This window comes from Gemmatimonadota bacterium, from assembly GCA_009692115.1.
Taxonomy (GTDB): Bacteria; Gemmatimonadota; Gemmatimonadetes; order Gemmatimonadales; family GWC2-71-9; genus SHZU01.
This window is the reverse complement of the sequence record SHZU01000005.1, coordinates 95,729-120,683: the sequence shown is the minus strand read 5'-3', so window position 1 is coordinate 120,683 and position 24,955 is coordinate 95,729. Positions and strand designations below refer to the sequence as shown.

Sequence of the window (24,955 nt, the reverse complement as noted above, 5' to 3'; positions counted from 1 at the left end):
GAATAGCCGACCTGGCACTTGACATCCGGCTCCCGAGTATAAACATTTGATCCGGATATACGGATGATCACTGAAACCGCGGCCCTCTTCGACCGCTTGGTCGCCCTCTCCGACCCCATTCGGTGCCGGCTTTTGTTGGCGCTCGAGCAGCAGGAGCTTGCGGTCAACGACCTCAGGGCCGCTCTCCAACTTCCGCAATCAACCGTCAGCCGTCATCTCAAGGTCCTGGCCAACGAGGGATGGATCACCAGCCGGGCCAACGGCACCAGCAACTGGTACCGGATGGCCGGCCGCGATCTCGACCCTGGCGCCAGGCGGCTGTGGTTGGTGGTCAAGGAGCAATTTGGCGGGACCCCCGCCGCTGTCCGCGACGCCGAGCGCATCAAGGGCGTGCTCTCCGAGCGCCACGATCGGAGCCAGGCCTTCTTCGCAACCAGCGCCGGTCAATGGGACAAACTCCGGGCTGAACTCTTCGGCACCGGTATCGAATGGCTCGCCCTGGCCGGCCTGTTGGGCAGTGATTGGGTCGTGGGCGACCTCGGCGCGGGCACCGGCCAGCTCACCGCCAACCTGGCGCCGATGGTTGGACGGGTCATCGCCGTCGACGAGTCTTCCGCGATGCTGAAAAGCTTGACGGCCAGAGTCCGGGCCCTCCCCAACGTCGAGGTCCGCCAGGGCGCCCTCGAGTCGCTCCCGATCGAAAGCAACCACCTCGACCTCGCGATGATCGTGTTGGTGCTCCATCATCTGGGCGAGCCGGCCCGGGCCATTGCGGAGGTCGGCCGAGTGGTCAAACCGGGCGGCCGGATCATCATCGCCGACATGATGCCGCACGAGCGGGCCGAGTATCGGGAGTCCATGGGGCATCAATGGCTGGGCTTCGACCGCCACGCCGTCGCCGGCTGGTGTCAGAACGCCGGACTCACCGGGCTCACCTACCGGCCCCTGCCCCCACGATCAAACATCAAAGGGCCGCTGCTGTTCGTTGCTTCGGCCGAAAAACTTCACTAACCCACAGGATCCAGACGTGACCACCGCAACGCTCGTTCGTCATCCATTCGACGCCGCCAAGGACGCCGGCCGGCCCCCGTTCAAAGTCAAAGACCTTGGCGAAGCCGAGTTCGGGCGGAAGGAAATCCGCCTCGCCGAGCAGGAAATGCCGGGCCTGATGGCGCTTCGCACCGAGTACAAGGACAAGAAACCGCTCGCGGGCGCCAAGATCATGGGCTCACTGCACATGACGATTCAGACCGCGGTCCTGATCGAGACGCTGACCGACCTCGGTGCGGACGTGCGGTGGGTTTCGTGCAACATCTTCTCGACCCAGGATCATGCGGCTGCCGCCGTCGTCGTCGGCCGCGATGGTTCCATGGCCGCGCCAAGGGGCACTCCCGTCTTTGCCTGGAAAGGCGAAACATTGGAGGAGTACTGGTGGTGCACCGAGCAGGCGCTGATGTGGCCCGATGGATCCGGGCCGAACTTGCTCCTTGATGACGGTGGCGATGCAACGCTCTTGGTTCATAAGGGCACCGAGTTCGAAAAGGCCGGCAAGATCCCGGCGTTCGATGCCGCCGCCGACCCTGAGGAGTGGGGGGTGATCCTCGACCTGATCAACGCGGAAGCCAAGAGGAACCCGGGTCGGTGGACCAAGGTCGCCGCCGACCTTCGGGGCGTTTCCGAAGAAACCACCACCGGGGTCCACCGTCTCTATGAAATGATGAAAGCCGGTACCTTGTTGTTCCCGGCCATCAACGTCAATGACTCAGTCACCAAATCCAAGTTCGACAACATCTACGGCTGCCGCCACTCGGTCATCGACGGCCTGAACCGCGCCAGCGACGTCATGGTGTCCGGCAAAGTTGCCGTGGTGTTCGGCTACGGCGAGGTCGGGAAGGGCTGCGCCCAAGCGCTCAAGGGTCAGGGTGCCCGGGTCATCATCACCGAAATCGACCCGATCTGCGCCCTGCAGGCCGCGATGGAGGGCTACCAGATCCTCACGATCGAAGATGTGATCTCGACCGCCGACATCTTCATCACCGCGACCGGCAACTTCAACATCATCACCGCCGATCACATGTCCCGGATGAAGGACAAGGCCATCGTCGCCAACATTGGCCACTTCGACAACGAAATCGACATGGCCGGCCTGAAGAAAATCAAGGGAATTCAGCGAATCAACATCAAGCCGCAGTACGACGAGTGGGTCTTCCCGGACGGCCACAGTGTCATGATCCTGGCCGAAGGGCGGCTGATGAACCTTGGCTGCGCAACCGGCCACCCAAGCTTCGTGATGTCCGCGAGCTTCACCAACCAGGTCATGGCCCAGATCGAGCTGCACCTGAACGCCGCGAATTACGAGAAGAAGGTCTATGTCCTCCCGAAGCATTTGGATGAAAAAGTGGCCCGGCTCCACCTCGACAAACTCGGCGTCAAGCTGACCACGTTGACTCCCGAACAAGCCGCGTACATTGGTACCAAAGTGGAAGGCCCGTACAAGCCCGATCATTATCGGTACTAGGGGCTCGGCTCAGTCCCTCCACATCCAAGCCCCATCGCCAGTGATGCCACGGCCGCAAGGATGCGGGTGTTGATTTTCGCTCTCCATGGTTTGTCGGGCGCCACGCCAAGATAGGCCCCGCCCCGCTCGCCGAGCGCCTTGATCGAGCCGATGACATGGAGATACGAGGACTCGTTGGAGATCAGGTTGTCGGTATCGAAGTAGCCGCCCGACTCGGACAGCTGCCCGACCAGCCGCCCGAACGGGATGCTGTCGCGGGATCCGTTGGCCGGGCCCGCGGTCACCTGGACCAAGAGCGGGATTGAGAACATGCCTGGATGCTAACGGCGGGTCCGACTATTCCGCCCGCATGGCCACCGTGGCGTCGATTCGGGTCGCGGCGGCCGCCGGAATCAGCATCGCGCCGGTCGCGACCGTCACCAGGCCCGCCGCCACAACCAGGATAGTCAGGGGGTCGTTGGCCGAGACGCCCCGCAGTTGACCGGCCAACAATCGGGTGGCCGCCAGCGACGCGATGGTCCCGAGCGCGATACCAACCAAGACCGGCGCCAGACCCTGGCGAACTACCATGCCGCGAATCGACGACCGCGAGGCCCCGAGCGCGGCCCGAATCCCGATTTCCCGGGTCCGGCGGGCCACAACAAACGCGATGACGCCGTAGATCCCAACCACCGCAAGCCCGAGCCCGAGCACTCCGAGAACCGTCAGTAACTGGGTATTGAACCGCGACTCGGCCACCGACCGACCGATTCGTTGGTCCATGGTTGCGACCTGGAAGATCGGAACCGATGGATCGACTGCCCGAACGGCGTCCGCCACGAGACTCGTGGCGCCCGCGGGTTCGCCGGCGGTCCGGACCGCGATCGTCATCGTCCGTTGCAACCAACTCCAAGCATCCGGCGGCGCCTGGCCGATCGGCAAGTAGAATTCGGTATCGACATCGCTGGCCAACCCAGCTGAACGCACGTCGCCGGCCACGCCGATGATTTCCTTCCAGGCCGGTCCTCCAGTGGAGTCGGCCTCGCAGCACGCCAGCCGGCGCCCAATCGGATCGAGACCCGGGAAGGCCCGTTGGGCCAGCGTTTCGCTCACGATCACGACTAAGGGCCGGCCCCGCCGGTCCTCCGCGGTAAACGCCCGACCCCGCGTCAGCCGAATCCGCATCGTCTCGAAATAGCCTGGCGTCACCACCCGAAGCCGCGACGGGATGGCGTTTCGACCCTCGATCGCCTTTCCCTCGGGAATCAATCCGTTTGAACCGCCGCCGGGGCCCATGGGTACCTGGGAGGCCAACGCGGCAGAGACAACCCCGGGCCGGAGACGGAGTTCGTCATCGATTTGGGTGAAAGTCGCGGTGACCCGGGCCCAGTCCTCGTACCCGACACGGGGAAGCATCACTTGGGCGGAGAGGACCCCGACCGGATCGAACCCCGGGTCCAGCCGTCCCAAGTTGATGGCGGTGCGGATCAACAGACCGGCGCCGACCAGCAGCAACATCGCGAGCCCCACCTCGGTCGCCACCAGACCCTGTTTCAGCCAGTCGCCACTCCGGCCGCTCGCGCCGCGCGAGCCCTCCCGCAAGGCGGCGAACAGATCCGGCCGCGCGGTCCGAACCGCCGGCAGCAGGCCAAAGACCAACGCCGAAAGGACCGCGACCGCCAAGGCGAAGCCGACGCCGGCCACATCAAGCCGCAGCTGGTCCAACCGGGGCACGTTGTCGGGGGCGGCCGCGGCAATCAGCCGGACGCCGAGGAGGGCGACGGCAATCCCCGCCACCGAGGCCCCCAGAGCCAGGGCCAGGTTCTCGGCGAACAACTGCCGGACGATCCCCGACCCCTCCCGGCGCCAAGCGCCGCTCGGACAGCCAGTTCCCGGGTTCGGCCCGCTCCGCGAGCCAGCAGCAAGTTGGCTACGTTGACGCAACCGATCAGCAGCACCAGAGAGACCGCGCCGAACAACACCACGATCCGGCCCCGCGCATCACCCACAATCGATTCGAGCATCGGGACCACGAACGGGCGCAAGCTGTGATTGTCGTTGGGATACGCCTCCCGCAACCGGGCCGCGATCGGAGTGAGATCGGCGGCGGCCTGTTCTGGGGTAATCCCGTACTTGAGCCGGCCGGACACCCTGAGAAAGTGGCCGTCATGTTCCGCTTGCTGCGCGGGGGTGAACGCGGCCGGCGTCCAGAGATCTTCGCCGTTGTCCAGCTGGTCGAAGTCCTGCGGCATCACGCCGATGACGGTATGCGGAACAGCGTTGAGGGTCAGGGCTTGGCCGATCACTCGTGGTTCAGCGCCACACCGGCGGGTCCATAGCCGGTGGGAAAGAACGATTGTTCGGGCCTGGCCTGGCTGGTCTTCCTCGGCGCCAAAGACCCGGCCATGGAGGGGCGTCGCGCCCATGACGTGGAAGTACGAGGCGGTGACCCGAGCCCCGAGGATCCGTTCCGGGCGATCGGATCCCGTCAAGATGAAGCTCTCGCCGAAGCTGGCTCCGAGCGCGCTGAAGGTGTGTTGGTCGCGGGAGATATCGGTGTAATTCCCAATCGAAACATCGCCCCCGGCACGGCCCTGCCACCCCTCGGACAGCATGACCAACCGGTCGGGGTTGGGAAGCGGAAGCGGCTGGAGCACCACCGTATTCAGCACGCTGAAGATCGCAGTCGTCGCGCCGATGCCCAGTCCCAACGCCAGGACCGCCATGGCCGCGAAGCCAGGTTGCCGGAGCAGAGTCCGAACCCCAAACCGGAGATCGGTCCCCAACTCACCCCACCACTCAGTACGTCCCATGGTTCGATCGCGCTCCTTCCCCAACTTGGTCAGTTCTTGCCGCATCGCGGCGGCGACCCCAAGACGACGGGTTGCTTCGGCGCGGGCCGAGTCCGGGCCTAAGCCTCTGGCAACGAGCTCACAGGTCCGCATCTCCACATGGAAATCGAGTTCATCGGCGACCGCCCGAGCTCCGAAGTACCCCACTCTGCTTCGATCCACCCCCGCCGCTCCATGCGGTAGAGCGCCGGATACATCGAGCCCTCCTCGATTGCCAGGGTTTCGTCGGTCGTTTCCTCGAGCCAGCGAGCAATGGCCTACCCGTGTCGCGGGCCCCAGGACACCGTCTTCAGAATCAGGACATCCAGGGTGCCCTGGAGGAATTCGCCCGATTGCGATCGGGCCACGATATACCTCGTTGATCTAGGTAACAATAAGAAACGTTTCATTGCCTAGATTTTCAAGGTAATAAAAAAGGCGCCCCGGTTGGGGGGCGCCTCGTTCGGCATGGTTGGCCGCTCTAATCGACCGGCTTAGTCTTTGGCGCGGTCCAAGTACTCGCCGGTTTCGGGATTGACCCGGATCCGCTCACCGGTCTGGATGAACTCCGGGACGTTGACCGTGATGCCGTTATTGAGGACCGCGGGCTTCGACGAGGCGGTTTTGGTCGCGGTTTTCATAACCGGCGCCGTGTCCACTACCTCGAGGGTCAGAGCGGACGGCATCTGAATCCCGATGGGACGCCCTTCGAAAAACTCCGCCACGATCTTCATCCCCTCGGTCATCCATTTGGCGGTGTCGCCCAAATCTTCCTCTTCGACCTCGAGCTGGTCGAAGTTTTCCGAGTTCATGAAATGGTAGGTCGTGCCGGCCTTGTACATGAAATCCAGGTCGTGCGTCTCCATGCTCGCGATTTCAAGGCTATCCGTTGCCCGAAACCGGTGCTCGAACTGGATTCCGGTCCTGAGCTTCCGAAGCTTTGCCTGGACCAACGCCCGGAGGTTCCCCGGCGTATGATGGTGGAAATCGAGGACCCGGCACGGTTCGCCGTTGAACATGAGGGTCATACCGCGCCGCATGTTGCTCGCAATGATTGCCATACTGGTGTTACCGTTACGGGTGACAGGTGGCTGGTGACTGATAGCCTGTAAATATAACCCCAACAACGGGTTGGGGCGAATTGTGAGGATTTCGGCCGAGCTCGCCGGATTTCACCGGTTGGCCCCGCCAACGTCCAGAAACCTCGGCCCTTGCCGAACTCTCTTTGTCCTGGGAAACTTGTGGCGTGAGTACCGTCACCAAGGCGTGCCCTTCCTGCGCCCACCCCCTCCCTGCCGAAGCGGCGTTCTGCATGATCTGCGGAGCGGCACCGGCGTGACTGCTTCCGATTCCGCCACCGCGTACTGGTATCGCAAGGCCAGCGGCGGCGGCGACCCGCAGTCCGCCTTCCGGCTCGCCCTGAGGTACGGGGCTGGGACCGGCGTAATCCAGAACGAGGTCGAAGCCACCAACCTGATGCGGAAAGCCGCGGAAGGAAATGTGGACGACGCGTGGCCTCTCTTGGCCGAGCGCTACGAGCAGGGCCGCGGGGTCGAGAAGAGCGAAGACGAAGCCGCGCAGTGGTTCAGCAAGGCCGCGCAGCTCGACCACCCCGGGGACGGGGCGGTATCCCCAAGGATGACGGTGTCGGCCTCCAATGGCTTGAAAAGGCCGCAGCCCAAGGACCCGAAGAAACCAAGAAGGAGGTGGCCAAGCGCCGCCGACCTTGAGTGAGAGCCGTGTCCGCTAGAACCTGCCCAACCTGCAATCTTCCCCTCGCCCACGGCGCAGCCTACTGTGCGCAGTGCGGGTCCCCGACCGCTACCCAGGTCATCGGGGAACCGGAGGGCGTTCGGGATCCCTCTCTGTCGGCGAGTTACGAGAACGCGCCGGAGCGCCTTGGCCGGGCCCTCGGTCCAAACTTTGAATTGGGCCGGCTGATCGGACGAGGAGGCTACGCCGAGGTCTTCGCGGTCCGCGACCTCAAGTTGAAGCGCGAACTCGCGGTCAAAGTGCTCCGCCCCGACCTGATCGTGACTCCGGCATTGCTCGAGCGATTTCGCCGGGAAGCTCTGGCCGTAGCCGCGCTCCAGCATCCGGCGATCGTGCCGGTCTATGATGTCGGTGAGGCCGGCGGGATTTGCTACATCCTGATGCCGCTGATCAAAGGGGAGAGCCTCAAGGCCGTGTTGCAGCGCCAACGCCGGCTTCCGATCGAAGAGGTGCAGCGGATCGTGCTCGAGGCGGCCAACGCGCTGGCGGTGGCCCACGGGTTCAACGTGATCCACCGCGATATCAAGCCCGAAAACATCATGCTCGAGGGTGTCGAGCGGCACGTTCGACTCATGGATTTCGGGATCGCCAAGGCGGTCGATTCGAGCGAAAAGGAACTCACCGGCACCGGCGTCGTGGTGGGGACACCGCAGTACATGAGTCCCGAACAGGCCAGCGGCGAACCCACCATCGATCACCGCAGCGACCAGTACTCCCTGGCCGTCGTTGCCTACCAAATGCTGGCGGGCCGGGCTCCGTTCGAAGGCGAAACCGCTCGGGCCATCATCGCCAAGCAACTGCTCGACCAACCACCCCCACTCGCTACGCTAGTCGAGGACCTGCCCCTTCATATTGCCGCCGCCCTCTACCGGGCAATGCAGAAGAACGCCAAGCATCGATTTGATTCCATCAAAGACTTCGCGACCGCCCTCAAGGACCGCGGGTTCGTTGGACCCATCGAGGAGGAAAGAGCCCCCGTTCCGGGTCCGGTCCGGAAGCCCACGCGTCGGGCAACCTGGATTCCCATGCTCGCGATCGTTGCCGTCGTTGCCGTGGCGGTATCACAGTGGCCAACTCCAGGTCCGATGCCGAGCCCGACGATCGTTCGAGACACGGTTCGAATCCCGAGCCCCCAAGTGCCGGGCGTTCCACCGGCAACCACCGAAACCGCCGCGCCAAAGCCCGCACCCCCGCCGGGACCGCGGCCTGACTCCGGCACCAAGATTCCCGCCACGATCGGAGTGCTCGGCGCCGAAGGCTCCGCGACGAAACGAGAGCCCGAAGCGCCGACCTGTGTCGCGCTCTACGAACGGGGAGACTTCGAAAAGGCCCTTCCGGTCTGCGAAGCGGAGAGCCGGGCCGATAACGTCCGATCGAGCCGGCTGGCCGGAAAGATCCTGAGCGCTCGATCCGACGATGAACGGGCTGTGCCGCTGTTTGAGAAAGCGGCCCGTGGAAACGACGCCGAGGCCCAGTTTTGGATGGCGAGGCGCCTGGAGGCCTCGGACCCGTCGGGCGCAACCCAGTATTATCTCGAAGCCGCAAACAACAATTTTCGGGCGGCCTATCCGTTCATCGCAAGCCGCCTCGACCAAGGGCTCGGAACTGCGAAGAGTGAGGCTAAAGCGCGCCGGTGGTATCTGCTCGCGGCAGGCAACGGAGACCGGGCCAGCCAACTCCGATTGGCGAAGATCTACTCGGAGAGCGCCGATCGGACCGTTCGAAGCGACTCGCTCTCGCGATTCTGGTATGGGCAGGCCGCGACCGGCGACAACCCGAGCCACGAAGCCGAGTATCGGCTCGCGTTGATCTACCTCCAAGGTCGGGGGGTCCGAAAATCAGAGGAGGACGGACTTCGCTTGCTCAGGCGCGCGGCGGATGGGGGGCATGCCGAGGCGAGAAAAGAACTCGACAAGCGAACCGACTAGGACCTACCAATCAACCAGCCCGCCGAGGCTGATCACCCGACCCCGAAGCGGGGCCCACGGAGTCGGGGTGCGACGGCCTCCGGCGACCGGGGCGGTAAAGAACACGGCGTGATAGTCGGCCAACCTTACGTCCAGCAAGTTCTCCGCGCTGAGATAGAGACGGGCTCGCCCCGATCGTTGGGACACCACACCGTTCATGAGTCCATAACCCGGGGCCGTCGTGAGGAACGGGTTGTCGGTAACCGGCTGGGACCCGACGTACCGTACGTCGAGGCTTACCGTGGTACCGGCGCCGCCAGGGGCATGCCACTGAAACGAGAGGCCGAACGTGTGTCGGGGCGTCAACTCGGCATCGCGACGAGTAGCCGCTCCGGGTACGCCCTCGGTGGCGGCGATCAGGCCGACAAATCCCTCGATAACCACCGGATTCTTGTTGTATTCGACCCGAAGCTCGGCCGACGCCGCTCGGGTGGGCTCGGCCACATTGATCAGCCGGAGGCGAAACGCCGTGTCCCCCGCAAACGGCACCGCCCGGATCGGGAGACTCACGCGGGTAAGGGCAACCGATCCGGCCACCTGAATGCGGCGGCGCCGCCACTGAAGATCGATCCCGGTCGACCGAGACCTCGACGCTTTCGTTGTGACTGGAAGCATGGCATGGAAGCCGAGCGTCTCGGCCGCATCGGCCAGGGGCGTTGCCGGGTTGTACCCGCCGGCCGCGAACGCCCGCAGTTCGAGCTGGCCCGAGGGCCGGAACAACACATCAGCCCGGGGCATGCACTGGGCACCATGGAGATTGTGATCATCGCACCGCCCCGCCACCGTGGCGGTGAGGTCTTCGCCCAATGCCTTGGTGACCGTACCAAACACCGAGGGAATCTGGTGGGTAAAATCGAACCCGGCGAAGTCCCGTTGCCGGAGCGTTTCGCGGAGATAGCCGATCCCGGACACGACGTCGACAGGTCCGATGGCGTCGTGGTATGAGAGTTCGGCAAAGATCGTCGATCGGCGGTCTCGCTCCAGGACCTCGTCAAACGCGTGGCGAATGGATTGGCTCACGGCCGAGAATTTGAAGTTGAGGGTCCCGAAGTTTCCCAGGCTCCGGCGGGCCACCAAACCGGCATCGAATCGACGGGCCCGGCGTTCTTCTCGATAGAGGTTGGCGCCCGTATTGGTAAACAAGAAGCCGCCGGTCCGGTCTTCGGACATCGCGCCGACGGTTGCCATCAGACCGTCGCCGTTCGGGCGCTCGAGATAGACCCGGGGGCGAACCGACAATCGAATTGCCCGGGGAAATTCGCCCCAGCCGTCGCCGTCCGAGTCAACGAGCCGCTGCTGGTGGAAGTCGGCGAACAGGCTGGCCGAGAGCGTGGACGATTGGCGCCGCGAGCCCCAAAAGAGGACGTCACCGCCCTTTTCGGACGATTGGTTGATGCCCAAACGGACTTGATCACGCTCGGGCCGACGGGCCACCAAGTTGACCAGTCCGCCGCCCGAGCCGCCCGTGGCGAACACGGTGGCCGGGCCACCAATCACCTCGACTTGGTCGAACTCCAGCGGCGACAATTGCAGCAGCCCAAAGGCGCCCGGCTGGGCTCCGAGGAGAGGTAGGCCGTCGACCAGGACACCGGCGGATGGCCCGCGGACCCCGTTGAGCTGGAAAGCGCTCGCATCCACCAACCCACCTTGACTCTGCACGATCAGTTGTGGTCGTCCCGGAAACAGCCGAGTCAGATCGGTCGGATAGCTGATCGCTCGAAGGTTCAGTTCCTCCCGTCCAAGAATCCGCACGGCGACGGGTTCGGACGCCACGGTTCGATCAGCCCTGGTCGAGTGGACCGTGGCGTCTGAGCGGTGGCCGTTCATCGGATCGAGGGCAAGATCGTAGCGCTGGGTAACGTCCGGAACGATGGTGATTTCGAAGGTGTTGGGACGGTATCCGGGATGGGAGACGAGCACCGACACCAGGCGGGCGGGCAGCGTAATCCGGGCCTGGCCCGAGTCATTCGTCACGCCGCCGAGCCGGTCGGATCGAATGAAGGCACCGCGGAGCGGGAGGGAGTCCGGCCCGCGGACCGTGACGACCAGAGTGCCGATGGCTTGCTGGGCGGACGCCGTCGTGGTAAGGACGACCACGAGGATGACCAAAAACCGCCACCACCGGTGGCGGTGAATCAGGACGGTCGAATCAGCGCGGGCTGGCATCGTGGAAATGTAAACGAGGCGGCCGTGGTGGCCTAACGTTCACCCCTGGCCAGCGGCGGCCGCTCTCGAAAGGCCGCCAGGAACAACAGGCCGGTACCCAGACCGATGAAGGCGACCACTCGCCAGATCGCCGCGAAGTCGACGCCGGTCGGGGTCGCGTAATGATTGGCGAGCCACCCCGAGAGGATGCCGCCGAGGACCGGGCCACCGCCCAGGATGATGATGCCGAACACCGTCTGAACCGAATTGCGGATGTCGGCCGGCGCGATCCGGTCGGCATAGATGTAGGCCCCGGCAAAGAAACAAGCATAGCAGACACCGTGCAGCGCCTGGCTCGCCACCTGCACGGCAACTGGAAGGGACGGTACGCTCCACACCATGTAGCGAGCGAAGTAGGCGAAGGCGCCAATCGCAATGACGGTTTTGAACCCGAACTTCGTCAGAGCCCAGCCGAGGAGACCCATGACCAGAATTTCACTGAACTGGCCGATGGTCATAGCCGGACCAATCTGGCTGTCGAGGAGACCAAGGTGGGAGAGAAACGGAGGGGTCTGAATGAAATAAATCTGGTGGATGATACTGATCGGAAGACTGGCCGCGACGAGCACCGCAAACGAGGGATCCTTGAGGAGGCGAAAGGCCTTGGCGAAGGCCAGCGGCTCGACGGAATCACGTTTGGGCGGGGTGGCCGGCAAGAACCAGCAGAACGCGGCGTACGCCCATGAGATCAAGGCGGAGAATCGAAGGGAATCGGCGAGACGCGCAGTGACGCCATCGTTCTCGGGGCCGACCAGGAAGGGCGGCATCCACTGCCAGTGGAGGTTGTGCTGGAGATAGAGCATCGGAAAAATCCAGCTCACCGCAATCCAGCCGATCGTGCCCCAAACCCGGACCTTTGGAAACTGCCGATCTCGATCGTCGAGATGGGCGAAGGCCATCGAGTTCGAGAGCGCGAGGGTCGGCATATAGACGACGCTGTAGAGGATCGAAAGCCAGAGCCAGGAGGAGAAGGTGATTTGGGAAGCGGTATACCACTTGAGGCCGCCACCGATCAGTAGAAGAGCCGTCAGGAAGCGTTCAGTCCGGAAGTACCGGTCGGCGAGTTGGCCGGCGATAAACGGGGAGGCGATAGCGCCGATCGAACCGGCGAGTCCGAGAATCAGGCCAATTTGGCCACCGGTGAACCCAAGCCCCCCGTCGGCGGTCGGCGCGGAGAGGTAGCGACCAGCTAAGGGAAGCCACGCACCCCACACGGCGTACTGGAGGAACATCATGATCGACAGGCGACCGAGTTTCCCAACGGAGCGTTGCGGCATTGGGTTCCGTATGTAAAGGACTATTTCGTTATGTCTATCGTTATTCGCCGCAAGATGTTGGCAAATTCACTACCGCCGCCGACCCGTCGTAGCCCGAGGGAGTTTTACCCCTCGTTTCGCCACGTCAGGGACAAAGCGGTCCAACCCGGACGGCGGGAAGGCCAGGGTCTTTCCCTGCTCCGCGCTCTGATACGCCGCCATCAGCATCCGCACCACCTCAACCCCGTGATCGAAGGTCAGGACCGGCTCCTCCTTCCCCAGGAAGGCCCGAACAAAGTGCCGGTTCTCGCCTTCATAACCGTAGGCCACGGCTTCCTGGGCGACGACCGGCATCAGCCCCATCTCGGCGTTCTGCTTCTCGACCAAGTCTTCCCCGGTCTTGCCTTGGACTTCGCGGCTGAAGAAGAGCTTGAGCCCGGTGTCAAGCGTATTCCACGCCATTGAATACTCGGGCCCCAGCAACTCGGCCGAGAGCCGGAGCCCGGCACCCACGAAGCTCCAGGAGGTGCTGGCCTCGCCGAAGACCCGGTAGCCATCCGCGGTTTCAAACTCGATCATGACACTCGCAAAATCTTCGGCTGGTTCGCGAGCGTAGTCGACGGCGGGTCCCATGACCTTCTTGAGCCGCTTGGCATATTCGGGCCGCGTCCATTTGAGACTGGCGATGTGGCCGGTAATCCGGACTGGCTTGACCGTGCTGATGTCGTCGCCGGGTTTGGTCAGGAGGTGGCGGACCACCAGCGCCGAATGACACATCATGTCGTTCAAGACCCCGCCACCCTGAAGCTTGCCCCGCCAGAACCACGGCATATGGGGTCCGCTGTGCTCTTCGGCGGCCCGGGCCAGGTAGGGTCGTCCAGTAATCGCCGCGCCACGGGCCCACAGGAGTTCCCGTCCCCGTTCGACCTGCGGAGAAAAGCACTGGTTTTCAAGGTACCCGTGCTTTAATCCGGCCCGCTTGACCAGGGCGGTGACCTGCTTGGCCTCCGCGACGTTTCGGGCCAGCGGCTTTTCGCAGGCGATTCCGGTCAATTCGGCCCGGCCCCGGAGAATCGGATCGACCAACTCCTCCACGTTCTCGATTCGGGCGTGGTTCGGGCCGCAGAGCCAAATGGCATCGATGGCCGGATCAGCCACCATCTCGGCAATCGACCGATATGGCTGGCAGGATCCGACGTCGAGCGCGCGGGCGTACCGGGCGGCACTCTCCGCGTGCTGATGATTCGGGCTGTAGACGCCGAGCACGTCGGCGTCGCGAATCCCGGTCCACGAGAGCATATGAAAGCGGGCGTTGAACCCGCTGCCGATGAAGCCAACGCCGAGTCGTTTGTTTGCCATAGGGACACAAGCTAGCACGGCGGCCCGGGGTCGCAACGTCAGTCGCCGCCGAGTTCCCTTAGATTGGATCGCACCCACCCAACCGAGTGTCCCATGCGCGTCGCGTTGCTGCTCTGCTCGTCCTTGCTCGTCGCCCCGGCCCTCATGGCCCAGGCGGATCCCAGGATTGCCGGATTTGAGGCCTACGCCGCCCAGGCCGCCAAGGATTGGGGCGCGGTCGGACTGGCGGTGGCGGTCATTAAAGACGGGAAGACGATCTTCGCGAAGGGTTTTGGGGTTCGGGAATTCGGAAAGCCGGACGCCGTCAACGAGCATACCCTCTTTTCGATTGGCTCGACCACCAAAGCCATGACGGCTGCCGCGATCGGGATGTTGGTCGACGAGGGGAAGCTCCGGTGGGACGATCCCGTCACCAAGCACTTGCCCTGGTTCCAGGTCAGCGACCCGTACGTGACGAGAGAGATTACGATCCGCGACCTCTTGGTCCACCGAGCCGGCCTCGCCAACGGTGATGTGTTGTGGTATCGGACTACGGCATCACCCGCCGAGGTCATCCGCCGCGCCCGGTTCATTCCGATGGCCTACTCCTTTCGAGCCGGATTCATCTATCAGAACGTCATGTACGCCACCGCCGGCGCCGTGGTGGCCGCCGCCAGCGGAATGACCTGGGAGCGCTTCATCGAAACCAGGATTTTCGCACCCCTCGGCATGAGCCGCACCGTGGCCACCCTGGCGGGAACAGCCGGCAAGCCTAACGTCGCCGCACCGCACCAGAGAGTCGGCGGCGAGATCCGGGTCATCAGCAACGCCGCGGTGGACTCGGTGGCGGCGGCCGGGTCGGTTTGGTCGAGTGTTTCGGATATGGCTCGGTGGGCCGCGTTTATCATCGACAGCGGGAGGGCGAACGGTCGTCGCCTGCTGAAACCCGCCACCTGGGCTGAACTCCTGAAGGCCCAAACCATGGTCCCGCCGTCCGAGTTCTATCCCACCCAACAGCTCACCAGGCCGCACTGGATGACCTATGGGCTCGGTTGGTTTCAGCACGATTACCAGGGCCGGATGCTTCAGTTCCATACCGGGAGTATCGATGGAATGGTGGCGATCATCGGGGTGATCCCCGAAGAGCGACTGGGCATTTACGTTCTCGGAAACTTGGATCACGTCGAGGTGCGCCACGCCCTCCTCTATCGCGGTCTCGACACCTGGCTCGGCTTGCCGGCCCGGGATTGGAGCACCGATCTTCGGACTTTGTACGGCGGCCTGGCCGCGGCCGGGGACAGTGCGCTCGTAAAGACCCAGCGGAACCGGATCGCAGCCACCAAGCCGTCCCTCGACGTGAAGGGCTATGCGGGCACCTACACTGACTCATTGGTCGGACCCCTCGAGGTTCGGATTGAGGATGGCGGTCTCGCCCTCCAATTCGGGTCAGAGCAGCACGCCAAAATGAGCCACTGGCATTTCGATACCTTCGAGGCCCGCTGGGACAATTCGTGGCAGGGGACTGACCTGGTCACCTTCACGATGAACGGCGCCGGCGTCGTCGATGGCCTCCGATTCGCCGGGCGGCGGCTCGGCAGGTCCAAGCCGTAGGAAGTGATCGTTTGGTCGTGCGGCGGCCACCAGAACGCTACAATTCGACCAACCCGAACGGAGAGACTCCCATGGATCGACGGGAATTCGTGGTCGGGGCAACCGCCGCCTTGGCGTTGCCCTCCCTGCCGCTGTTTTCAACTGCTGCGGCGCCCTTCAAGATTTCGCTGGCGCAATGGTCGCTCCACAAAGCGCTGTTCGCGAAGGAACTCGATCACCTGGATGTCGCGCGGGTGGCCCGGCGGGACTTCGGGATCGAGGCCATTGAATACGTCAATGTGTTCTTCAAAGACCGGGTCCGGGACGCCGGCTACCTCGCGGAAATGAATCGGCGGGCGGCGGACGAGGGTGTCTATCAACATTTGATCATGTGTGACGGCGAGGGTAACCTGGGCGACCCGGACGCCACCAAACGGCTCGCGGCGGTCGAGAATCACCGCAAGTGGCTCGAAGCCGCTAAGACCCTCGGCTGCGCCACGATCCGAGTCAACGCCCAAAGCGCCGGCAGTCCGGACGAGCAGCAACGGTTGGCCGCCGACGGGCTTCGGACGCTGACCGAACTCGCGGCGCCGATGGAGCTCAATGTGATCGTGGAGAACCACGGGGGCCTGTCGTCCCACGGAGACTGGTTGGTCGGCGTGATGCGAATGGTCAACCACCCGCGCTGCGGCACCTTGCCGGACTTCGGCAACTTTTACGAGTATGACCGGTACCAGGGCACCGAGGACATGATGCCGTTCGCAAAGGCGGTCAGCGCCAAGTCCCATGACTTCGACAGCCTCGGCAACGAAACGACCAAGGACTACCGCCGCCTGCTTGGCATCGTCCTCAAAGCCAATTTCCATTCGTGGATCGGGATCGAATACGAAGGCGAGCGGCTCCCGGAGCGGGAGGGGATCGGCGCAACACTTCGCCTACTGAAGCGCCATCAGGCGGAGTTGGCGACCCAATGAGCGACCATGCCTGCCGCGAGTTTCTCGCCTCCGCGGTCGGCGACGGTTTCCCGGGCGACGTACGACGCCGGGTTCGGGTCGAGCAGCCGGGTGTATGAGCAGGCCGGGGCCCGGTTCGGCATGACACCGGGTCGCCTGGCGAGGGGTGGGTCGGGGATCGAGATCCGGTTCACGATCACCGATTCGCCGTACGGCCGCTTGCTGACGGCAGTAACCGATTGGGGTGTCTGTGCCGTGCTCCTTGGGCCGGACGACCCAACCCTGGTTTCGAACCTGGCCGCCGAGTTCCCCAATGCCGCTCGGAATCGAGTTGACGACGGCGCCGACGGATGGCTCACCGACCTCGTAACCAAAGTGGCGGCTCAACTCCGCGGGGAACTCCCGGCAGGGCCGCTCCCGGTGGACCTCATCGGAACTGCCTTCCAGCAGCGGGTGTGGCGAGCGCTCACCGAGGTGCCGCGGGGCCGGACCCAGTCGTACCGGGACATCGCGGTCGCCATTGGGCAGCCCAAGGCCGTGCGAGCCGTGGCGGGCGCGATCGCTCGCAATCGAATTGCGGTGGTCGTTCCCTGCCACCGGATCATCCGCGACGATGGCTCCGTCGGAGGCTACCGGTGGGGCGTGCCGACCAAACGACAGATTTTGGCCAGCGAGAAACCGCACCTCGACGATTGACTCCGACCGACCGAGGACGGTATCTCTCGACCATGCAATACACCACTCTCGGATCGTCCGGCCTGACGGTTTCTCGGCTCTGTCTCGGCTGCATGAGCTATGGGACACCGGCGTGGCGGCCCTGGGTCCTCGACGAAGCGGCGGCCCGCCCGTTCTTTCGGCGAGCCGTCGAACTCGGCATCAATTTCTTCGATACCGCCGATATGTACTCGCTCGGCGTGAGCGAGGAGGTGACCGGCCGTTTGCTTCGTGAATATGCCCGAATGGACGAGGTGGTGGTCGCCACCAAAGTCTTCTTCGAAATGCGGGCGGGGGCGCCCAATACCGGCGGCTTGTCGCGGAAGCACATCGTCCAAGGCTGCGAGGCCAGTCTCAAGCGGCTCGGCGTCGACACCATTGATCTCTATCAGCTTCATCGGTTCGACCCAGCCGTCCCACTCGAGGAAACCCTGGCGGCCCTCGACTGGTTGGTTTCCCAGGGAAAGGTTCGCTATCTCGGCGCCAGTACGACCTACGCCTGGAAGTTGATGAAGGCGCTCGCCCTCGCCGATCAGCGCGGGTGGGCCCGATTCGTCTCGATGCAGAATCACTACAACCTGCTTTATCGGGAAGAAGAGCGGGAAATGGTGCAACTCTGCCTCGACCAGGGGATCGGGATGATCCCGTGGTCCCCATTGGCCCGGGGTCTCCTGGCTCGGGGACCAAGCCCCGGACCGACGACGGCGCGGGGCGGTTCGGACCAGCTCACGGGTCAGCTGTACGACCATGCCGGCGACCAGGCGATCATTGCCGCCAATGCCGCCGTGGCCGCCGCCCGGGGTGTTTCGCCGGCGGAGACGGCGTTGAGTTGGGTCCTGTCCCGCCCGGGCGTCTCGGCCCCAATCGTCGGCGTCACCACGCTAGAACAGCTCGAGAGTGCGGCCCGGGCCGTCGAGCTGCGGCTGACCCCCGACGAGTGCGCAACCCTGGAATCGCCCTACACCCCGAGGTCACTCCGAGGGTGGTACGAGGGCCGACGCTCCTAAGCTCGAGGACCGGGCTCGGACCTCTTCCTCCGTCAGCCCGAATATCTGAGGGGTCTTGACCCCGAGGATGGGCTTCGTGCTCCACCATCGCCCGGAGCCATTTGTAGGTGGTTATGGGGGTGCCGGCCGGCGTGACCGACTTGCCGGCGAGTTGCTTGGGCGGGAGGCCCGCGAAGATGGCGCAAGACTCCGCATGCATCCGATCGAGATACCCAAGAACTTCGTCGAGGCCCGTGGCCAGTTCCTCACCAGGGCCGGGATACCGACTCGGACGACCCTGGACGTTCTCGCCGTACATCCACCGCTCGATGGCGGCAAGATGGCGAACCAGATCGCCCAGGGTCCATCGATCGGCGGCCGGAGCCCATTCGAGGCGGTCGGCGGGAATCAGCAACACCAACCGGCGGGTCCGGTGACGAACGCCCCGCCAGTATTCCACGAACTCCGCGGCATCGCGAGTAACCATCGGACCTCCCCGCTGACTTGCGTACGGTTCGAATTCCGAGGATAATCTGGCCAGCGCCAAACCCGGAGACCGGTTGACCATTTGTCGCCGATCGTGCATAGTGTCGCGGTTGATGATGCGGCGTACTTTCGACGAGCAGCGCGACGGAGACCAGAATGATGATTCAACAGCCTGATCGAGTGGGGCAGTATCTGCGGCGGCGCGGCAGTGCGCCAAGCGTCGTCAAAGGCGGCCTGAAGGGCCTCCTGGATCACTGGGAAAGCCTGGTGGCCGCCGTCGAGGAAGGGTACAACCTCGCCTTTGACGATTATCTCAACGACATGGACCTCCGCGACACCCTGGCCGGGGCCCTCGAGGTGACCGACGCCGAGGACCGGGCGGCGGCCGACAAACGACTGGCGACACTCGACGAGCAATTCATCGACATGACGGTGGAATGTGCCCCGGTCCGGGGCGAAAAAAACGCCCGCGAAAACGGCCATGATCCGACCGAGCAGTGGTGGTTTTTCAGGCGGCCCAAGAACCCGGCCCCGGATTTCGAAGAGGAGCTCCGCGAAGCTGGCCTCATCGTCTAGCGAAGCACCTATTCTCCTCTACGACGGCCACTGTGCGCTCTGCAACGGCTGGGTTTCCTTCTTGCTGAGGGTCGACCCCAAGGGGTCTCTTCGATTCGCTCCGCTCGCGGGGCCAACGGCCCAAGCTCGCCTCATCGGCCACCCGGAGCTCGCCGGGATCGATTCGGTGGTCCTGATTGAAGGACCGGCGGCCACCGCTCGGTCCACGGCCGTGTTACGGGTCGTCCGCTACTTGGGCGGGTTCTGGCGGGTGGGCTTGATCGGATACCTGATACCCAGGGAAATTCGGGATTCCCTTTATGATGTCGTGGCGTATTGGCGCTACCGGGTGTTCGGCCGGTACCCCGCCTGCCCCGTCCCGCCGCCGGCCACCCGGACCCGGTTTCTTCCCTAGCGAGGCAGTCGCAGTGCCGCCCGGGTGGCAAGAACGGTCCTGGCATCCAGATACTGGGCTCCCTGGCGCCGTACCGCGGCAACGACTTCAGCCGGCGCCCGGAGCGGAGACCCGGCGTCGAATGGGGGAGCCGGATCGTATTCCAGCATCAGTTGGATCTGCTGAGCCACCTCGTCGCCGGCGATGGCCGCCGCGACCACCAACCCGAAATCAATCCCGGCCGTCACACCGCCACCCGTGATCCGGTTCCGATCGATGACCACCCGCTCCCGAACCGGGACGGCACCAAACAGGGCCAGGAGGTCCATCGACAACCAGTGGGTCGAGGCCCGATAGCCACCCAGGAGTCCAGCCGCCCCCAGGAGCAGCGAGCCGGTGCACACCGAAGTAACGTACCGCGCGTGCTCGCCCTGGGCCCGGAGAAATCCAAGCAAAGCATCATCCTCGAGCATCTGGTTCACTCCCGGGCCGCCCGGAACACAGATCACGTCACATGCCGGCGCGTCAGCGAAGGAAACGTCAGGCAGGACGCGAAGGCCGGTGTCGCTGGTCACCGCCCCGAGCCCGGCCGCGACCGCGACGACCCGGGCGTTGGGAATCCGGCCGAAAATCTCAAACGGCCCGGTCAGATCCAATTGGGTGAAGTTCGGGAATAGCACCATCCCGATGATGGGAAAAGGCGGTGAGGTCATGGCGATCAAACTACCCGAATCCCTGCCGATCAGCCAAACCCAACACCCGGTGGATTTCTATCTCGCTCCGGACCCCGCGAGGCCGCGGGAAGCCCGATGGTTCCCTTCATGAAGTGGCACCGGTCGAACTGGCAGCCACCCCGCTTCGGGCCCTCCGGACTCGAAACAACTTGAAGACCACCGCGGTCGAGGATGTCGCCATCGGCTGTGTCGACGCCATTAAAGACGAGGCGGATCGGGCCACCTTCACCCGGATCCCAAGACACCTTGGTGACGGGCGCCTCGTTCGGCGACTATTCCGTGCGGGTACCGACGCTGGTCATCTGGGGCGAACAGGACGAGGCCCTCCTCACCGAGAATTTGGTCGGGCTCGACGCGTTCGTTCCGGACCTCACGATTCACCGAATCCCCGAAGGAACCCATTGGGTGGTCCACGAGTACCCCGAACAGGTGTCCGGACTGATTCGACGGTTCATCGCCAAACCCTGACGGCGGCCAGAAGCCATCGACGAGGAGCCCCCATGCGATGCATTCGCTATTCTGTGGCCATGAGCCTCGACGGCTACATCGCCGGACCTCTGGGGGAGTACGACTGGATTCCAATGGACCCTGATATCGATTTCGGGGTGATGTTCAGCGCGTTTGACACCGCGCTGATGGGTCGGAAGAGTTACGAGGTTGCCCGACAAATCGGCAATGTCGGCATGCCGGGTATCCGATCGATTGTGGTTTCCAAGACGCTGGTCCAAGCCGACCATCCTGACGTCACGATCATGAACGACGTCTCGAAACCGGCGTTCGATGCCTTGAAACAGCAGCCCGGTAAAGACATTGGGCTCTTTGGCTGGGGATCGCTGTTCCAGGGTCTGCTGGGGGTTGGAGTCGTCGATTCGGTTGAAGTGGCGGTCGTCCCAATTCTGCTGGGAGCCGGCATCCCGCTCCTCCCCTCAGGGGCCGTCCGGGGACAGCTTGCCCTCACCAAGACCCATGTCTATGAGAAATCCGGCATCGTCGCGCTCGACTACCGGGTCCTGACCGCCTAGGCCCTGCGCTTGGTGCGGCGGGTCGGAGTGGCCTCGAGTGGGTTGTCGGGCCACGGGTGTTTCGGATAGCGGCCCTTCATCTCGCGGCGAACGTCGAAGTAGCTGGTTCGCCAGAATCCGGCGAGGTCGCGCGTGACCTGAAGCGGGCGGCCGGCCGGCGAGAGGAGATGGACGGTGACCGCCAATCGTCCATCCGCGATCGTCGGAGTCGTCGTCTCACCGAACATCTCTTGGAGTTTGACCGCCAGCACCGGCGCCGCCGGATCCCGGTAGTCGATCTCGATTTTCGATCCCGTCGGCACCTCATACCGGTCAGGTGCCATCCGATCCAGACGATTCCGCTGGTCGGCCGCCAGTCGCCCCAAGAGCAATTGGCCGCAGTCGATTCGGCTCACATCGCCGGTGTGCGCTGAGGGACCCAACCAATGCTCGAGCTCGGCCAGGAGACACTCGTCACTTTGATCGGGCCAGGCCGGATCCACCTGATGCAGGCAGGCCAATCGCTGCCGCACTTTGATCGCCGACGCCGACCATGGTAACACGGCAATCCCATCCCGGCGCACGCCTTCGAACACGGCGGAGCTGGCCAGCACAGGGTCAATGGCTCGCACCGGCCTTTCCTCGATCACCAGCGCGCCCAGCATCAGGCGCTCGACCGCCCGCACCGAGCGCCTGCTCCCGTTCCATTCGACCGCCTGCTCCAATCGGCCGTCGGCCACCACGAGTGCCTTGAACGTTTCGGCATCGAGCGGCGCGGCAATTGAAATCCGGCTTTCCACCCCCGCATCATCCAGTTCAGCCGCGACAACGTAGTCGGATCGTGCCAATGGTTGGGTCGCCGGCATCGACGCCCCTCGACCGTTGCGGAGCAGGAACCTGCCGGACTGGCCCGCCCGTCCCTGCCCGACCCGATCGGGGTAGGCCCAGGCCAATAGGCGACCCGCCGATTCGGCCGACGGGCGACCCGATTCCCGAACACCAAGCCGTTCACGCCATACCTTGACCTCGCGACGGCCGCGGGCAACAGCCCCCCAGTCGACATCGAACCCAAGCGGGAGACGTTCCGAGGCGATCGCGTCGATTCGGAGCCGGAGATCGACATCGGGGATCTCATGGGGATGGGTCCGGCGGGCAATGTCCCGGTCCGACAGGACGACCGCCATCACCGCCGCCAAGCCACCGAGCCCAACCTGGCTCGCTCGCACCGCCATGTGGGCCAGACGCGGGTGTAACGCCAGTCGAGTCATGGCTCGTCCCATCGGGGTCAGGCGACCCTCCGCATCAATCGCGTCGAGAAGTCTCAGAAGCTCGCGGGCCTGGCCCAACGCCGCCGCCGGCGGCGGATCCAGCCACCGAAGGTCCCGAGCATCCGCGACACCCGCCCCCGCCAGATCCAACGCGAGTGAGGCAAGGTCCGACCCGAGGATCTCGGGGACCCGGTGAGCCAACAGACCGAGATCTTCGCCGGCAGACCAGAGCCGGTAGCAGATGCCCGGCCCGGTGCGCCCCGCCCGGCCCCGACGCTGATCGGCCGACGCCCGGGTGACCCGATTGGTCTCTAACCGGGACATTCCGGTTCTCGGAGAAAATCGCGGGGCGCGGATCTGGCCCCCATCGACAACGATCCTGACCCCCGGCACGGTCAGACTGCTTTCGGCAATCGAGGTAGCCAGAATGATGCGGCGCCCAGTCCGCTCGGCGAGTACGGCGTCCTGCTGTTCGGAACTGAGCATCCCGTGGAGCGGCAGGACCGACGCAGGCACCGCCGGCCCCGTTTCCATGAGAAAGGCCTGAACCCGGTTGATCTCGCCAACCCCGGGAAGAAACACCAGGACATCGCCGTCTTCTTCCGCCACGGCCTCCCGGACCACCGACGCGACGTGGGCCTCGAGCCGTTGCTCGGACTTGGCCGGCCGAAACCGGGTCTCAATTGGGTAGATCCGGCCTGGTGCGTCAATGACCGGCGCGCCACCGAGGACCGCCGCCACGGCCGGCGCGTCGATGGTCGCCGACATCACCAGGAGGCGGAGGTCCGGCCGGAGGATTTCCCTTGATTGCAGCGCCAGCGCCAGGCCGAGATCGGCCGGAAGGCTCCGCTCGTGAAATTCGTCCAAGATTACGATCCCGTACCCCTCGAGCGAAGGATCGTTCTGCAACAGCCGGGTCAGAACCCCCTCGGTGACGACTTCGATTCTGGTGTGGGCGGTGACGACGGTGTCGAATCGGACCCGATAGCCGACCGTCTGCCCCACTCGTTCGTTCAGGTGCCACGCAATGCGGGCGGCCGCGGCTCGAGCCGCGACTCGTCTCGGTTCGAGCATGATGATTCGATTGCCGGCCAACCAAGGGGCATCGAGGAGTCGCCACGGCACGACCGTGGTCTTGCCCGCACCCGGCTCGGCCACGAGCACCGCAGCCCCGAACCCGTCGAGCGCTCGGAACAGCGCCGGCAAGACCCCCTCGATTGGCAACGCCTCGGTCATTCGTCCGGGACCTCGCCCGCAAGGAAGTGAACCGGAATGCCGCCGTTGTCGGTCGTCCCGATGTTCCGCCATCGGAGCCCGACATGGCCCTCGAGAATGCGGTCGGCCGAGATCATGGCAACCCGCCAACCCGGGCACACGCGCCGCAGCACATTCCCAAACTGGGCGTAAAGATCCCGGAGTTTGGTGCGGTCGCCGACCCGGGCGCCATAGGGAGGATTGATCACGATCCAACCTGGCGGGTCCGGCGGTGACAGTGTCGACACCGCCCCCTGTCGCCATTCCACGTCCGGACCCACTCCCGCAGCCAACGCGTTTGCCCGTGAAGCCGCCACCGCGCCGCCATCACGATCGCTCCCGATCAGCGGAACCGGACTCTTCGCGAGCGCGACCGACGCGACCTTAGATCGGATCTTGGCGATGAGCGTCGGATCAACGCCCGGCCATTGCTCGAAGGCAAACCGCCTAGCGAGCCCTGGTGCGAGGCGGCGGGCGATCAGCGCGGCTTCGATCGGGATCGTTCCCGATCCGCACATGGGATCGATCAGCGGCGTCGAACCATCCCACCCGCTGCTGAGTAGTAGCCCGGCGGCGAGCGTCTCGCGGAGCGGCGCCTTGGCGGAGGCGTGGCGGTAGCCCCGGCGGTGCAACAACGGGCCTGAGGTATCCGCGCTGATCGTGCATTCGTCATAGTGAAACCGGACCACGAACCGCTGGATCGTCGTCGGAATCGCGACGTCGCGTTCTTCGAGATCGGCCCCGGCCCGGCTGGCCGCAATGTCGACGCCTCCGCCCGTGGCGAGCACCGCCTTCGCCAGTCGTTCGGCGATGCCTTTCTCGTGGAACAACTTTGATTTCTTGCTGGTCACCCGAAAATGGACGGCCACCCCCTGTCCCAAGAACCGGGGCCAATCGACCCGTTTGGCATGCCGTTCCAACTCAATGAACGAGCGGGCTCGGAAACTGGCGACCCGCACCAGCACCCGGGTGGCGGTCCTGAGGCAGAGGTTCGCCAAGACGATCTGTTCAAACGACGAGTTGAAAGGGCAGCCACCGGCCACTGGTTCCCCGGGCGCCAGACCCAAACGAATCAGTTCGGAAGCCAACACCGGCTCAAGCCCCGGGTGGGTCACCGCGAAGCCGGCAAAAAGAGTCTCGGTCAACTAAAGCC

Annotated in this window: 23 protein-coding genes and 1 pseudogene; 12 read left to right on the top strand and 12 right to left on the bottom strand. The window is 64.4% G+C overall.

What is annotated here, in order from left to right; all coding sequences use genetic code 11:
- The first annotated feature begins 63 nt into the window (after positions 1-63).
- Positions 64-1,011, top strand: coding sequence for a metalloregulator ArsR/SmtB family transcription factor (locus EXR94_07735; GenBank protein ID MSR02614.1), 948 nt, complete (start codon positions 64-66; stop codon positions 1,009-1,011).
- Positions 1,012-1,027: 16 nt separating this feature from the next.
- Entirely contained in the window at positions 1,028-2,518 is a 1,491-nt protein-coding gene (locus tag EXR94_07730; protein ID MSR02613.1) for an adenosylhomocysteinase, read from the top strand.
- Here EXR94_07730 and EXR94_07725 read toward each other — a convergent pair.
- The 5 genes and pseudogenes from EXR94_07725 to efp form a co-directional block, all read right to left on the bottom strand.
- Entirely contained in the window at positions 2,515-2,829 is a 315-nt protein-coding gene (locus EXR94_07725; protein ID MSR02612.1) for a hypothetical protein, read from the bottom strand. The genes EXR94_07730 and EXR94_07725 overlap by 4 nt on opposite strands.
- 25 nt (positions 2,830-2,854) lie before the next feature.
- Positions 2,855-4,333, bottom strand: coding sequence for an FtsX-like permease family protein (locus EXR94_07720; protein MSR02611.1), 1,479 nt, complete (start codon positions 4,331-4,333; stop codon positions 2,855-2,857).
- Complete coding sequence (locus tag EXR94_07715) at positions 4,255-5,442, bottom strand: hypothetical protein (protein ID MSR02610.1); 1,188 nt, start codon at positions 5,440-5,442, stop codon at positions 4,255-4,257. The genes EXR94_07720 and EXR94_07715 overlap by 79 nt, the downstream gene beginning before the upstream one ends.
- Positions 5,409-5,738: pseudogene (locus EXR94_07710) on the bottom strand (hypothetical protein). The gene EXR94_07715 and the pseudogene EXR94_07710 overlap by 34 nt, the downstream one beginning before the upstream one ends.
- Positions 5,739-5,822: 84 nt before the next feature.
- Positions 5,823-6,389 carry an elongation factor P gene (gene efp, locus EXR94_07705; GenBank protein MSR02609.1) on the bottom strand — a complete coding sequence of 189 codons (567 nt, stop codon included), beginning with the start codon at positions 6,387-6,389 and terminating at the stop codon, positions 5,823-5,825.
- Positions 6,390-6,594: 205 nt separating this feature from the next.
- On the opposite strand from efp, the gene EXR94_07700 reads away from it, so the two are divergent.
- Positions 6,595-7,062, top strand: coding sequence for a sel1 repeat family protein (locus EXR94_07700; protein ID MSR02608.1), 468 nt, complete (start codon positions 6,595-6,597; stop codon positions 7,060-7,062).
- A complete protein-coding gene (locus EXR94_07695; GenBank protein ID MSR02607.1) occupies positions 7,059-9,029 on the top strand; it encodes a hypothetical protein in 1,971 nt (656 codons plus the stop codon). Before EXR94_07700 ends, EXR94_07695 begins: the two co-directional genes overlap by 4 nt.
- Positions 9,030-9,032: 3 nt before the next feature.
- Here the strand turns inward: EXR94_07695 and EXR94_07690 are convergent, their stop codons facing one another.
- The 3 genes from EXR94_07690 to EXR94_07680 form a co-directional block, all read right to left on the bottom strand.
- Positions 9,033-11,234 (bottom strand): TonB-dependent receptor, encoded by a 2,202-nt coding sequence (locus EXR94_07690; GenBank protein ID MSR02606.1) that lies wholly within the window; start codon positions 11,232-11,234, stop codon positions 9,033-9,035.
- A 32-nt stretch (positions 11,235-11,266) separates the two neighbouring features.
- Positions 11,267-12,550, bottom strand: coding sequence for an MFS transporter (locus tag EXR94_07685; protein MSR02605.1), 1,284 nt, complete (start codon positions 12,548-12,550; stop codon positions 11,267-11,269).
- Between the two features lie 69 nt (positions 12,551-12,619).
- Positions 12,620-13,888: a Gfo/Idh/MocA family oxidoreductase gene (locus EXR94_07680; GenBank protein ID MSR02604.1), complete on the bottom strand. Its 1,269-nt coding sequence runs from the start codon at positions 13,886-13,888 to the stop codon at positions 12,620-12,622.
- A gap of 93 nt (positions 13,889-13,981) precedes the next feature.
- On the opposite strand from EXR94_07680, the gene EXR94_07675 reads away from it, so the two are divergent.
- The 4 genes from EXR94_07675 (at position 13,982) to EXR94_07660 (ending at position 18,131) form a co-directional block, all read left to right on the top strand.
- A complete protein-coding gene (locus EXR94_07675) occupies positions 13,982-15,478 on the top strand; it encodes a serine hydrolase (protein ID MSR02603.1) in 1,497 nt (498 codons plus the stop codon).
- Between the two features lie 71 nt (positions 15,479-15,549).
- Positions 15,550-16,431, top strand: coding sequence for a sugar phosphate isomerase/epimerase (locus EXR94_07670; GenBank protein ID MSR02602.1), 882 nt, complete (start codon positions 15,550-15,552; stop codon positions 16,429-16,431).
- Between the two features lie 6 nt (positions 16,432-16,437).
- A complete protein-coding gene (locus tag EXR94_07665) occupies positions 16,438-17,106 on the top strand; it encodes a methylated-DNA--[protein]-cysteine S-methyltransferase (GenBank protein ID MSR02601.1) in 669 nt (222 codons plus the stop codon).
- A 32-nt stretch (positions 17,107-17,138) separates the two neighbouring features.
- Positions 17,139-18,131: an aldo/keto reductase gene (locus tag EXR94_07660; GenBank protein MSR02600.1), complete on the top strand. Its 993-nt coding sequence runs from the start codon at positions 17,139-17,141 to the stop codon at positions 18,129-18,131.
- Here EXR94_07660 and EXR94_07655 read toward each other — a convergent pair.
- Positions 17,998-18,696: a DinB family protein gene (locus EXR94_07655; GenBank protein ID MSR02599.1), complete on the bottom strand. Its 699-nt coding sequence runs from the start codon at positions 18,694-18,696 to the stop codon at positions 17,998-18,000. The two genes, EXR94_07660 and EXR94_07655, sit on opposite strands and share 134 nt — an antisense overlap.
- A gap of 56 nt (positions 18,697-18,752) precedes the next feature.
- On the opposite strand from EXR94_07655, the gene EXR94_07650 reads away from it, so the two are divergent.
- Both EXR94_07650 and EXR94_07645 read left to right on the top strand, forming a co-directional pair.
- Positions 18,753-19,172: a hypothetical protein gene (locus EXR94_07650; protein ID MSR02598.1), complete on the top strand. Its 420-nt coding sequence runs from the start codon at positions 18,753-18,755 to the stop codon at positions 19,170-19,172.
- Positions 19,078-19,566, top strand: a complete 489-nt coding sequence (locus EXR94_07645) for a DUF393 domain-containing protein (GenBank protein MSR02597.1) — start codon at positions 19,078-19,080, stop codon at positions 19,564-19,566. The genes EXR94_07650 and EXR94_07645 overlap by 95 nt, the downstream gene beginning before the upstream one ends.
- On the opposite strand, the gene EXR94_07640 is transcribed toward EXR94_07645, so the two are convergent.
- Positions 19,563-20,258, bottom strand: coding sequence for a DJ-1/PfpI family protein (locus EXR94_07640; protein MSR02596.1), 696 nt, complete (start codon positions 20,256-20,258; stop codon positions 19,563-19,565). The two genes, EXR94_07645 and EXR94_07640, sit on opposite strands and share 4 nt — an antisense overlap.
- Before the next feature lie 270 nt (positions 20,259-20,528).
- On the opposite strand from EXR94_07640, the gene EXR94_07635 reads away from it, so the two are divergent.
- Positions 20,529-20,747, top strand: a complete 219-nt coding sequence (locus EXR94_07635; protein ID MSR02595.1) for an alpha/beta hydrolase — start codon at positions 20,529-20,531, stop codon at positions 20,745-20,747.
- A 32-nt stretch (positions 20,748-20,779) separates the two neighbouring features.
- On the top strand, positions 20,780-21,301 hold the full coding sequence (locus tag EXR94_07630) for a dihydrofolate reductase (protein MSR02594.1): 522 nt from the start codon (positions 20,780-20,782) through the stop codon (positions 21,299-21,301).
- On the opposite strand, the gene hrpB is transcribed toward EXR94_07630, so the two are convergent.
- Together hrpB and EXR94_07620 are read right to left on the bottom strand one after the other, a co-directional pair.
- The gene (gene hrpB, locus EXR94_07625) at positions 21,298-23,784 is read right to left on the bottom strand and encodes an ATP-dependent helicase HrpB (GenBank protein MSR02593.1); all 2,487 of its coding nucleotides are present in this window, start codon (positions 23,782-23,784) and stop codon (positions 21,298-21,300) included. The genes EXR94_07630 and hrpB overlap by 4 nt on opposite strands.
- A complete protein-coding gene (locus EXR94_07620) occupies positions 23,781-24,947 on the bottom strand; it encodes a class I SAM-dependent RNA methyltransferase (GenBank protein ID MSR02592.1) in 1,167 nt (388 codons plus the stop codon). The genes hrpB and EXR94_07620 overlap by 4 nt, the downstream gene beginning before the upstream one ends.
- Between the last annotated feature and the right edge of the window lie 8 nt (positions 24,948-24,955).